The 12,076-nt window shown below is 68.5% G+C and carries 7 protein-coding genes; 4 read left to right on the top strand and 3 right to left on the bottom strand.

Features of this window, described 5'->3' with window-relative positions:
* Positions 1 to 19: 19 nt before the first annotated feature.
* From AB0M54_RS39805 to AB0M54_RS39795, 3 genes are all read right to left on the bottom strand, one after another.
* Positions 20 to 2,659, bottom strand: a complete 2,640-nt coding sequence (locus AB0M54_RS39805; RefSeq protein WP_364477196.1) for a hypothetical protein — start codon at positions 2,657 to 2,659, stop codon at positions 20 to 22.
* A gap of 224 nt (positions 2,660 to 2,883) precedes the next feature.
* A complete protein-coding gene (locus AB0M54_RS39800; RefSeq protein ID WP_364331235.1) occupies positions 2,884 to 4,581 on the bottom strand; it encodes an RICIN domain-containing protein in 1,698 nt (565 codons plus the stop codon).
* A 324-nt stretch (positions 4,582 to 4,905) separates the two neighbouring features.
* Positions 4,906 to 5,784: a helix-turn-helix transcriptional regulator gene (locus tag AB0M54_RS39795; protein WP_364331232.1), complete on the bottom strand. Its 879-nt coding sequence runs from the start codon at positions 5,782 to 5,784 to the stop codon at positions 4,906 to 4,908.
* Positions 5,785 to 5,906: 122 nt separating this feature from the next.
* Between AB0M54_RS39795 and AB0M54_RS39790 the strand changes: the two genes are divergently transcribed.
* From AB0M54_RS39790 to AB0M54_RS39775, 4 genes are all read left to right on the top strand, one after another.
* Positions 5,907 to 7,073: an FAD-dependent monooxygenase gene (locus AB0M54_RS39790; protein WP_364477194.1), complete on the top strand. Its 1,167-nt coding sequence runs from the start codon at positions 5,907 to 5,909 to the stop codon at positions 7,071 to 7,073.
* Positions 7,074 to 7,303: 230 nt separating this feature from the next.
* Entirely contained in the window at positions 7,304 to 7,819 is a 516-nt protein-coding gene (locus AB0M54_RS39785; protein ID WP_364331227.1) for a SigE family RNA polymerase sigma factor, read from the top strand.
* Positions 7,816 to 8,490, top strand: a complete 675-nt coding sequence (locus AB0M54_RS39780; RefSeq protein WP_364477192.1) for a hypothetical protein — start codon at positions 7,816 to 7,818, stop codon at positions 8,488 to 8,490. The genes AB0M54_RS39785 and AB0M54_RS39780 overlap by 4 nt, the downstream gene beginning before the upstream one ends.
* A gap of 31 nt (positions 8,491 to 8,521) precedes the next feature.
* Positions 8,522 to 11,866, top strand: a complete 3,345-nt coding sequence (locus AB0M54_RS39775; protein WP_364477190.1) for a S8 family peptidase — start codon at positions 8,522 to 8,524, stop codon at positions 11,864 to 11,866.
* Positions 11,867 to 12,076: the final 210 nt, after the last annotated feature.

Raw genomic sequence — 12,076 nt, 5'->3', positions numbered from 1 at the left:
CCGGCTCGGGGGGAAACCCTCATCCGGCGCCGGCGGTCGCCTCCACGAAGCCCAGCGGTGGTCCGATGAGCCGGTCGATCGCGGCGCTGTCGTCGAGCGCCTGCGGCGCCGCCGATCGGCGCCGGTTCAGGGCCCGTTCCAGGCGGGTGAGCACGATCCGGTCGCCGTCGTCGAGGCCGGGTACGGGCGGCTCGCCGGGCAGAACCTCCCGCAGGAGGACCGCCGCGTCCGGGATGGCGGTCTCATCGCCAGCTGGCGCCGCGCTCTCGCGTACCCCCAGCACCTTGAACCGTGTCCCGGCCAGGAAGACCGCCTCGTCCAGCTCCGGGTCGCCCAGCAATCCGGTCTGCCGCGCCGTCCGCGACCAGATCAGGTAGTCCACGTCGGCGCCCTCGATCGCCAGGCCACCGGCCCCGCTGACGACCCGGAAGGCGGGCTCCACCAGCATCGCCCCTTCCGGGTAGAGCTGACGCGCCGGTACGGTGAGCCGGCCCTGGCAGAGCATGGCCCGGCGGCTGGGCGGCAACCGGCGCAGTCCGGAGACCAGACATGACAGGTACCCGGGCAGGTCCGGTGACCGGCCGGCCCGTAGATCCGCGTTGAGCCGTGACGCGCTGGAGCCTGATCGTCCGAAGAAGAGCCGCACCGCGACGAGGTCCGTCTTCGCGGCCACCGACGCGTCCTGGCGAAGGGCGGGCCAGGCGGCGAGCGCGGCGTTCACCGTGGTGATCGAGTCGGTGTAGGCCGGACCCAGCCCGGCGACGAAGTCCCGGCGTTCGTCCGCGGTGCTGCCCCGCTCCGGGACCGGCTCACCGGTCGCGGGCCGGTAGGAGGTGACCGCGGATGAGCCGGCGACAGGGCCGGACGGCGGGTCCGGCGATCGATCGGCGGCCCGCCACCGCTCCGGCTCGTTGCCACCGAGGTCCGGCCCGGACACGGTGATGACCGGACGCATGGCGGTGGGCCGCGGTGTTTCCGGCCGCTCCTCACGGTTTCTCGCGGGCAACGCCGGTTGGTCCGGCTCCTCGACGGTCACGCCCGCAGGCAGTGCCGGCCAGGTGGCCGGACCAGTCGCGGCCAGCTCCGATTGCGCGGTCGCTTGCGCCCCCGTCGTCCGTGGAGTCTCTTCGGCGCGCCGGCGGCCGGATCCGAACAACGAGGTTGCGACCGACGCCGGGCGGGGAGCCGGGACCGACGCCACCGACGGAACGACTGCGGGATCGGCAAGAGCGCGAACGGCCGTCGGCGCGCGCGAGGCCAGCGGCTCGTCCGACCCGGCAGTCACCCGGACAGGCAGGGCCCCGGCCGAGTACGCCGTCTCGCCTGCGACTGCGGCATCCTGCCTGAACGCGGCGGCCGCGGCCGCGGCCCGCTCTTCGTACGCCGCAACACCGTATGCCTCGACACCGTGCCCGGACGGCGGGGGCGCGGCGTTCCTACCGGATGCCGGAGCTTCCTCGTCAACCCGGTTCGCCGCACTCGGGCCCACGTCGATCGGAACGGATGACCGTGCCGCGGCGGACACGCTGCCCGACGAGGGGTCCATCGCCTTGGCCAGCCGCGCCGCACCGTCCTGGTGTCCCACCACCAGAACGCCGGGATCACCGGCTCCCCCGGCCAGCACGCGGCACAAGACGTCGACCAGCCGTTCCGGGGCCGCGTCCTCGATGGTCAGGATGCCCTCCTCCGGCTCGACGAAGGCCGATCCGTCCGCCGGGCGCGCGACCGCCGAGCGCAGCATCACCCCGGCGGGAACCACTTCGGCCACCAGATCCGTCTCGGTCGCGTGCCGGTAGTGCCGGTCGCCCGTACGGACCCAGCCACCGCCGATCAGCGCGGGCCCTTCTCCCACAGGTCGGCGACCGGCTGGAAGCGGCGCAAACGGATCGACCACCGACGCGCGGGCCCGCACCGCGTTGAGTTCCGCCTCGAGCCGGTTCAGCCAGGCGGCGGTGGGCGGCGCGGACGAGGGATCGAGCAGCCGGGTCTCGATGTGGACCATGGTGCGTTCAGGGAGTCCGGTGAAGAGCCCGGCCACGTGGGCCGGGTCGACCGGGGGCGCTCCGACGTACCGCAGCACGAGCGTGGGGCCGGTGGAGTCCACCGGCACGTGGAAGGCCGGGTCCCCAGGGCTGGTCGGGGACGTGTCGGCAGCATGCAGCAGCATGCCGGCCGGGATGGGATCGGCGACGAGGCCGGGCAACAGGACCGGCCGGTCAGACAACGCCTGTTCCCAGAGCGGGACGGGGTGCCGTAGGGCGGCCACGGGCGCAGCGCCACCGGATCGGAACGACCGCCAGCCCGACCCGCCGGCCGCGGCGTAAAGAGTGCCGTCCGGAGTGGCGTGTACCGGCCCGTCCGGGACGAGCAGTTCGACTCCGCTGCGGGCGGCCAGCCGGAGCAACCAGGCGGCGTGTGCGCCGCGAGGGCGACCGACTCCGTTCGCGGCCAACCAGACCCGGTCGGTGCGCCAGGATCTGGCCGCGTGCTCGACCGCGCCCCGGAGCGCGGCGCCGCCTGCCCGGTCGCTCATCGCCCGCTTCGAAGCCATGATCAGCACGTTGTCGCCGGGAACGGCGGCATCGCGCAGAAGCTGCCACAGCAGCAGGGGCGAGTCGGCGGGGTGCGACATGACGGCGGCCGAGCCGTACCACCGCACGATGAGAGGATGCCCGGGCGGTTGTCGGCGACGGAGCAACCGCAGCAACGCCATAGGGCTTCGCTCTCCTTCCCTCGCCTGATCCAGCTTGCGTCGAGCCTGACACGGCAGGTCCGCGACGCTCTGGCCGGCGGCAGCGAAAACGCCTGTCGGCGGGATATCCCCCGCCACCGGCCGCACGCCCGGGGACCGGTCATGTCCCCGGGCGCACCAGGTCCGAAAATCTAGATCTTGTCCCTCGTGACGAGCGCCCAGTCGTGGTCGTCGCCGGTCAGGCAGGGCACCATCTGCAGCTGGGTGTCGGGGCCGGCGGTGCCCGCCCCGGGGACCTCCAGGCACATGTTGGAGACCGTGTTGCGCAACCAGTAGTACTGCCGGCCGCCTGAGGCCACGGTCGGCTCCAGCCGGAAGTACTGGTTGTCGTTGTCAAAGCAGTTATTGACCACGAGAGGGGTAGCGTCCGGTGCCGGCCCGGTGCCGGGCGGATCGATGCAGAGGCCGTCGTCGATGTTGCGGATCCAGTAGAGCTGGTGGCCCTTGTCGTCGGTGGCCCGGGGCTGGAACTCCCACTCCTGGTTGTCATCGAAGTTCTTGAAGCACGTGGACTGGGTCAGCGGGTTCTCCGGCCGTCCCGCGCCCGATCCGGGCTGGTCGGCGCACAGCTTGGTGCGGAGGTTGGCGATGAAGTACGGGCCGAAGCCGGCCGAGCCGGGTGCGAGGGAGCCCTTGGTGGGCGGCTTGGCCTGCTTCAACTTGCTCTTCTTGGTCTTCGCCGGTCCGGCCGCCGCCTTCGCCGGCGAGGACGCGGATGGCTTGCCGCTGAGCTTCTTGGTCTCCGTCTTCGGCGCCGCCTTGGCCGTCGCCGTGAGCCGGGCGTCCTTCTCGTACTCGGCGACGTGTCTCATGACCCGGTCGGCTAGTTGCGGCACCACGGTTCGCGGCATGCCTCCTGCCTGCCGGACGACCTTGGTACCCCACTGGTAGGCGCCGAGCGCCAGCACGTACGGGTCGGCGTCGTCGACGAGCGCCAGTTCCCGGGTCAGCCCGCACATCGCGGCGCCCATCGACGCGATCGCGTCCTGCGGGTTCCAGACCGAGGCGTTCTTGCGGACGCGGTAGGTCTTCCACAGTTCGGGGGTGAACTGCGCGATTCCTTCCGCGCCGTTGCCCGACCGCAGCTCGGCGTCGAATCCCGACAGCGAGTTGAGCTGCGCGGCGACGCGCGCCGGCGTGACGGCCGGACATACCGCGCCGGCCGCCCGGACGGCCGGGACCAGCGCGTCGGGCACCGGCGTCGCGGCCGGCTCCGCCGACGGCACGGCGGCGGCGGCCTCGGCCATCGAGAATTCCGGTTGATCGGCGTACCAGCGTGCGTACGCGATCACGGTGTCCACGTGTTTCTCCTGCCTGGCGGGCACACCCTTGGCCTTCAGCACGGCGTCCACGGTCGACCGTTCGGCGGCCACCGCGGCGGGCCAGAGGTCGCTGGTCAGCCCACCGGCGCGTATCTGTCCGGCCAGTTTGCAGGTGCGGTGGGCGAGCGCGGCGATCACCTCGGCCGGCTCGGTGGCCTGCGCGTCCGGCGACGGCCGCCACTTGGACCAGGCGGCCGGGTCCATGGCGGCGAGATTGCCGTGCGGGCCGCCCTCGGAGAAGCCGGACGCCGCCATGATCTGAGCGGCGAGCCGCGGCGGGTTCAGGCTCGGGCAGGACAGGGCAGCCGCCACGATCGCCGGCACGACCTCTGCGGGCACCCGCTGACCGGCCTTCTTGTCGTCGTCCGCGACGGCCGGCACCACCGTGAACGCGACGGCGCCGAAGGCGATCAGGATCAGGCAGGCGGCGACCACCTCGACGCGCGCCCGGGTCGAACTCAGCAGCCGTCGCCACCGGGCACGCCGGTCGTCAATTCTCTCAGTCATCGACTCACTCTTGATCTTGGTCGGAGACACTCCAGCACTAGAACGTGGAAACCGACACCGAGGTTCACCAGAATCGAAACGTGTTCAAAAGTGCTTGCAGATGGACGCTCACCTCGACGAACACGCCGCTGCAGGTGTGACCCGGCGCGTTTACACGGTGGCTACGCCGCCTACCGCGCCCGCCTCGACGCCGGCTTGGCCACCCTGGTCATCGCGATCCTCCGCCGAACCGGTCGAGCTGCACCGCCCGCATCGCTTCCATGCGGAAGATTGTTACGGCAGGTGTGAGCCGTAGCCGCGGACTCGCGATCCGGAGATGGCAACTCAGGTCGCGGTGGAATCCGAGTTTGTTCCGGGACTGGCGGAATGCGATGCCGCTGGGTGCATCGTTGCCAGAATGTGGTCGGTTCTGCTGCCGGGGTCGGCCCGGAACAGCACCAGCCTCTGGCTCCGTACCCGGCCCGGCAGTACGGCGCAGCTCAGCTCGAGCCTGGCGCGTGGGTGAAGGACGAGCTTCGGGCCCGGCCGCAGCAGGCCGACCTCATGACGCTCCCACAGTTCATTGAAGGACTCGCTGGCCGCCCGGAGCCGGCGGATGAACTGGACCGAGGCCTGGTCCCCGGCGCGCATACCGATGGCCAGGCGCAGGTCAGCCACATAGGCCTGGCTGGTCTGCTCCTGTTCCTCGAGCCGGGCGACGGAGTCGCGCCAGGCCCGATCGACGAACCATCGCCAGATGATGTTTTGATCAATGCCGATCTGGTCGGCGAACCGATCGTAGACCTCCGCGCTGAGGGCATTCTGGGCCAGCACGACCCCGAGATCATCGGTGATCAGGCCGAGTGTCGTGGGCCCGAGCGAATCGAGCGCGGTGAGCAGACTCGGATCCGCTGTCAGGAACTGAGCGGGCGGTTGCGGAGGCGGGACTTGCCCGGCCAGGGTGTAGAGGTGGCCGGTCTCGTCGTTGTTCAGGCGAAGCGCGCGGGCGAGAGCCCCGAGCACTGACGCGGACGGCTGGGGGCTGCGGGCTTGCTCCAGCCGTTCGTAGTAATTGGCTGACATCGTGGCCAGCGAAGCGACTTCCTCGCGGCGCAACCCGGCGGTGCGGCGCCGACGTCCAGCCGGCAGACCGACGTCCGCGGGCATGAGTGCCTCCCGGCGCCGACGCAGGAAGTCACCGAGCGCCGGTCGGTTCATCGTCATGATCCCGCAGGATATACCCGGGCCTCAGGCCGCCTCCGGCCCACGTGGGCTGGACGTCGGAGCGCCGTGACCCGGACCGACAGTCCGTGGATGAGACTCAACGGCCTTGCCATGCTCGGCGAATGCCGAACCGAGTGTTGATTTCAGGTGCCAGTGTGGCCGGGCCGGCGCTGGCCTACTGGCTGGGGCGCGCCGGATGCGAGACAACGGTGGTGGAGGCCGCCGCCGCACTGCGCCGCGGTGGTTACGCCGTCGATTTCCGAGGACCGACACACCTCGAGGTACTCCGGCGGATGGGCGTCCTGGAGGCCATTCGCGACAATCAGACGGGCGGCCGGACGACTCGTTTCGTACGCCGGTCCGGCGAGACCATTCTGACCATGCCACCGGAATTCACGGGCGGCGACCTGGAGATTCCCCGTTCCACACTGTCCCGATTGCTCCACGAACGAAGCCGGAACAATGTGGAATATATCTTCGGCGATAAGATAACGGCCATGACGCAGGACGCTGACGGCGTCGACGTGACATTTCTGCACGCCGCATCCCGACGATTCGACCTGGTGATCGGTGCGGACGGGATGCATTCCGGAGTACGGGGGATCGCCTTCGGGCCGGACGACGACTACGTCACCGGATTGGGATATCAGATTGCCGGCTGGGATGTCCCGACAGTGGAGGATCTGCGCGGTGAGACGCTGGTCCTCAATGCTCCCGGCACCCTGATCAGCGTCTTCCCCCATGCCGGGGATCCGTCACGCACGAATGTGCTGTGCCTGTACGCCGAGCAGACCGCGCCGCCAAGTCTCGATGCCCGGGTGCGTCAGCTGGGTCAGCGGGTCGCCGGTCATGGCTGGATGGTGCCGTCGCTACTGGCGGACCTGCCTCAGGCGACAGACCTCTACTGCGACACCATCGCCCGCGTGGACGTACCCACCTGGTGGAACAAGCGGGTGGCATTGCTGGGTGACGCAGCCTGCGGAGCGACTCTGACGGGCATGGGCACAGGAACCGCTGTCGTGGGCGCGTACACTCTGGCCCACGAAATTCTGAACGCCGGAAGCGACTACGAGAGCGCATTCCTGAGATACGAACAACTCCTGCGCCCGTACGCCCAGCGCGGCCAGGCCGGCGCTCGCAGCGCCGTGAAAATGCTCGTACCCATGAGCCGGACGGCGATCTGGCTACGGAACCAGTTTCTTTCGACCGCCATGGGGCGCAGACTCGCCCTCAGCGAAAACAGCAAGGAAGCCGAGAAGCTGCAGCTGACCGACTACCAGACGACCTGAACAGCACCGAACTGACTCATCCTTGACCGCACTTCTTCCGCACAGGCTCACCTCTAAAAAGCACAAGGGACGGTCAGCGGTGAATGCCGCCGCTGACTTGCTGCTGATGGGCGGCGTCGAGTGACCCCCTTCGGTCACCCGGCCTCGCGTCGGGCCACAGCTCCAAACGCCGACCGCAAAATGATCGTCTCCGAGGTAAGCGGATCAGGCGGCTCAAACGTAAGAAGGACATGGCAGAACAACCGATGGAGTTCGCGGCCTTCTACCGCGACGCGAAGGACGGCTGCCTGCGGGCCGTCTTCGCCAGCACCGGAAACCGGCAGCTGGCGGAGGACCTGGTGTCGGAGGCGTTCGCGAAGGCCTTCTCATCCTGGCCGAAGGTGGCCCGACATCCTTCACCTCGGGCCTGGGTTGTCCGAACGGCTCTGAACACTCACATCTCGTGGTGGCGGCGCCGGCGTCGAGAGGTTCCGTGGACCGCCCACCTCGAGTCGGTGCAGGTCGGTACCGAGACCGGCGCTGAGGACAGCTGGGCCGACGCCACGGTGATGAATGCCCTCAGGGAACTGCCGGACCGGCAGCGACAGGTCGTCGCGCTGCGGATCTTCCTCGATCTGGACACCGAGACGACCGCCCGAACTCTCGGCATCGCGCCCGGGACGGTAACCGCACACCTCGCCCGGGCAACAGACGCCCTTCGTAACCGCCTTGCTCCTTCGATCAACCAGGAGACGACGTACCGATGAACAACACCGATGAGCTGTTCGGCCACCTGCGTAAGTCCTTCGATCAGGTCCACCTGGAAGAGTCCGCCGATCGGATCGTGGCGCGGGGGCAGTCGTTGCGCCGGCGGCGAGCCGGCGTCCGCGTGGCCATGACCGCCCTGGGCGCGGCCGCGGTCACCGCCGCCCTTGCGGTGTCGCTGCCGCAGGAGGCCACGCACCGTCCCGAGGCCGCTCCTGGCCAAAGCGCATCGAGCAGTTCCCAGACTCACGTGCACCTCGCCGCGTGGTCCGTGGATTCCGGTCCGCTGGACACGGTCACGCTCACGCTCCGTACGGCAAGCGACCCCGCGAGGTTGACCAAGGCATTGGCCGAAGCCGGGGTGCCCGCCAAGGTGGAGTTCTTCGAGCCCGGCCAGCAGGCCGACTGCATCGGCGCCGAGGCCAGCCTTCCCCAGCTTGCCCAGGTCGTCGATTACCAGCCGAAGCGCACACCGTCCGGCGCCACGGTCATGACCATCAAGCGCGATGCGATGCCTTCGGGATCCGTTCTGCACTTCGCGATCTTCAAGAGCGTCATGGACGGTATGAATGCCAGCGCCTCGACGGTATGGCTGCTCCACGGCGATGCCAACGCGTGTGTGCTGACAACGACTCCGAAGGGCGGCCCGACGCCTGCCCCTCGGTCGTCCTGACCCCCGTCGGAGCGGCCGGAAGGAAACACACATGCGCCGACGAAGAATACCCGCCATCGTGCTAGGTGTCGTCACCATCGCCACGGTCCCCGTCGCCTACGCACAATCGGTCGAGCCCTCGGCTGCCGGAAGTCTGCCGAGCGTGCCGGTCTCAGGCCATAGTGTCACGTTGCTCACCGGTGATCAGATCACCGTCGTCAACGGTCACACGACCGCGATCCAGCCCGGAGCGGGCCGCGACAGCATGCGGTTCGTCAGCCGGCAGGACGGGGACGCCCAATACGTCATCCCCTCCGATGCGTTGCCGCTGGTGCAGGCCGGTTCGCTGGATGAACGACTGTTCGATGTGAATACCCTCATCAGGTTCGGCTACGACGACCGGACGGCGGCGCTTCCACTGCTGGTCGCATACCCCGGGTCTGCGGCCCGGGCTCGCTCCGCGGCCGCTGTCCCAGGTGCACGGATCGTCCGCGATCTGCCGGCAACCGACATGCTCGCCGTTCAGACGGACCGCTCAACGCGAGCCCAGCTCTGGCAGTCGCTGACCGGCGGAACACCGTCGGAACGCTCCCTTCGGCCGGGGGTGAAAAAGGTCTGGCTGGACGGCAAACGCGCGATCGACCTCGACACCAGTGTGCCGCAGATCGGCGCTCCCGCGGCATGGCGGGCCGGCCTTGACGGCACCGGTGTGACTGTTGCCGTGCTCGACAGTGGTGTCGATGCGACCCACCCAGACCTGACGGGGAAGATCACACTGGCGGAAAACTTCACCGATGCCCCCGACGCCGACGACGAGGTGGGCCACGGCACCCACGTCGCTTCCATCATCGCCGGAACCGGTGCGGCGTCCGAGGGCAGATATCGGGGTGTCGCTCCGGGCGCGAAGCTGTTGAACGGCAAGGTTTGCCGGGCAGACGGCTGCCCGGACTCCGCCATTCTGGCCGGCATGGCCTGGGCGGCGCAGCGCGCACCAGTGGTCAACATGAGCCTCGGTGGCAGCGACTCGCCCGGAACTGATCCGCTCGAGGCCGCGGTCGAGGAACTGACGCAGCGGTTCGGTGCGCTGTTCGTCATTGCCGCCGGCAACGGAGGCGACGACGACGAACCCGTCGATTCGCCCGGCAGCGCAGACGCGGCGCTCACCGTGGGAGCCGTCGACCGCAAGGATCAGCTCGCTCACTTCTCCAGCCGCGGACCGCGTATCGGCGACGGGGCCATCAAACCCGACATCACTGCGCCCGGCGTCAACATCATGGCCGCCAAGGCCGCGCACGACGACAGCGACGCTTCCGCGCCGGTCGAGAAGTACGCCACCCACTCGGGAACCTCGATGGCGACACCGCACGTCGCCGGCGCCGCGGCAATCCTCACCCAGCAGCACCCCAACTGGTCGCCGCATCAGCTCAAGACGCTGCTCATGGGGGCATCGCATCCCACTGAGGGCCTCAGCGTGTTCGGTCAGGGCTCAGGCCGGGTGGACCTGGCACGAGCCATCACCCAGTCCGTTGCCACCAACCAGACCGCGGTCACTTTCGACCGGCAGACGTGGCCGCACGACGACGACAAAGCAGTCACCCGGACGGTGACCTACCGCAATGACGGCACCACGCCGGTCACGCTCACGCTTGGTGTGACCGCAACCGGCCCGGGTGGTGCACCCGCCCCGTCCGGGGTCTTCACCCTGTCCCACCACACTGTGACCCTTGCGGCCGGCGAAACCAGCGACACCACGCTGACCGCCGACACCAGCATCAACGGTCCAGACGGTGTGTACTACGGATTCCTCACTGCTACCGCACCCGGCGGCATCCGGGTCGAAACACCCTTCGCAGTCGATCGCGAAGGTGAGGTCTATGACGTCACGCTGGTGCATACCGCCCGCGACCGCACCTCACCCAGCGGCTACCGTTACACCAGGCTGGTCGGGCTCAACGGCGCCGGCTCTTTCAATGTCTTCGGCGAGCCCGGGCAGTCCACGACGACGCTGCGTGTGCCGAAAGGCCAGTACGGCGTGATCTCGAGTATCAGCGGTGATGACAACTCCGACGATCCCGCAGATGCCAACACGACGACGCTGGTGCAGCCGAGACTCGTCGTCGACGGTCCCACCACCGTGCGCCTGGATGCCCGACTCGGCAAACCAGTGTCCATCGATGGGCCGGAAGACGACGCGACACTGTCGCAGTCCTGGGTCAAGGCGGAATGGACGCGAGCGGGAAGCACCGTTTTCAGTCTCACCGCCCAAATGGGTCCGACCGGATCCTATTTCGTGGCCCAGATCGGCTCCGAGGCACCGTATGACGGCTTCCACAGTGTGATCACCGCGCAGTTCGCCCAGCCCGGGGACGGCTCGTTCCGGAACAGTCCCTCCATGTACGACACCGCATACTCCAGAGCCGGCCGATTTTTCGACGGCTTTACCAAGCGAGTACGCAATTCTGAACTGGCAACGATCCAGGAGACGTATGCGACTGAGGCGCCCGGCGCACAGGGCGACAAAACCACCGTCGCTGTCGTTCACGGCATCTCCGTGCTCACGCTGCGCAGGTATTTCGATCTGCCATTCCGGCGTACCGCATACGTCAACACCGACGGCGGGGCGCTGTGGACCTCCACGTTCACCCAGCGGATCAGAGAATCGCTTACCGACATCAGCGTCTCCGCCCAGGCGCCTACTCGACTACGGCACGGCATCCCCTATCACGAGCAGTGGAACACAGCGGTATTCGCACCCACCGTGCTCGGTCCCTCCGTCGGCCGGGACTACGTGGCCCGCACACGGGACACGATCGGGTTTGACCTGCCGGTATTTGGCGAAGGATCGGGCCATCCCGGTTACTCGACCGTCGACTCGAGCCGGATCGCGCTCTACTCCGGCGACACGCTGATCGGCGAAACCGCCGAAGGCCAGGGAACGTTCGAGGTGCCGACGGGAAAGGCCGACTATCGGCTTGAGATGTCCGCACGCCGGGGCGCCCCGCACGTCTTGTCGACTGAGGTGACTGGCACGTGGACCTTCCGATCAAGGCACACCGGCTCGAGCAAACCGCAGCGACTGCCGATTTCTACCGTACGGTTCCACCCGAAGCTGGACGACGACAACACTGCACCGGCAGGCCGGGAGTTCGCTGTTCCGTTGACTGTCGACCGGTTGGAGGGCTCTGCGGCCGGACGCGTCAAGACACTGACCGCTGAGGTCTCCTATGACGACGGGGCCCATTGGCGACCGGCGCGGGTCACCGGGTCAGGGCAGAAGCGGGTCGTCATGCTGCGGCATCCGGCCAACCCGGGTTTCGTGTCGCTGCGCGTGAGCTCCACCGACACGGCAGGCGACAGGATGAAACAGTCCGTAGTGAGGGCATACCGAATCGGTTAGCCCTGCACGACAGCAGTAGTTGACCAGAATTGCACGACGCCAATACCGCCTGCCGGTATTGGCGTCGTGTGGCACGGGGCGGCTGTCACGGGGCCCAGCCACCGTAGCCGCCCTCCCTTCCAGGGCGTCGTGAAGGCAACGAGAATCAGGAACACCAGCAACCAGCCCATGGAACCCCACCAGAGCGCCCAGACACCCACTACGGAGGCG

The organism is Actinoplanes sp. NPDC051470, from assembly GCF_040682035.1.
Taxonomy (GTDB): Bacteria; Actinomycetota; Actinomycetes; order Mycobacteriales; family Micromonosporaceae; genus Actinoplanes.
This window is presented reverse-complemented; position numbering and strand designations above follow the sequence as displayed.

What these genes read in the sequence shown, in the direction of transcription:
- AB0M54_RS39800 (WP_364331235.1), bottom strand. Translation starts at nt 4,581, where the DNA reads ATGACTGAGAGAATTGACGACCGGCGTGCCCGGTGGCGACGGCTGCTG.
- AB0M54_RS39795 (WP_364331232.1), bottom strand. Translation starts at nt 5,784, where the DNA reads ATGACGATGAACCGACCGGCGCTCGGTGACTTCCTGCGTCGGCGCCGG.
- AB0M54_RS39790 (WP_364477194.1), top strand. Translation starts at nt 5,907, where the DNA reads ATGCCGAACCGAGTGTTGATTTCAGGTGCCAGTGTGGCCGGGCCGGCG.
- AB0M54_RS39785 (WP_364331227.1), top strand. Translation starts at nt 7,304, where the DNA reads ATGGCAGAACAACCGATGGAGTTCGCGGCCTTCTACCGCGACGCGAAG.
- AB0M54_RS39780 (WP_364477192.1), top strand. Translation starts at nt 7,816, where the DNA reads ATGAACAACACCGATGAGCTGTTCGGCCACCTGCGTAAGTCCTTCGAT.
- AB0M54_RS39775 (WP_364477190.1), top strand. Translation starts at nt 8,522, where the DNA reads ATGCGCCGACGAAGAATACCCGCCATCGTGCTAGGTGTCGTCACCATC.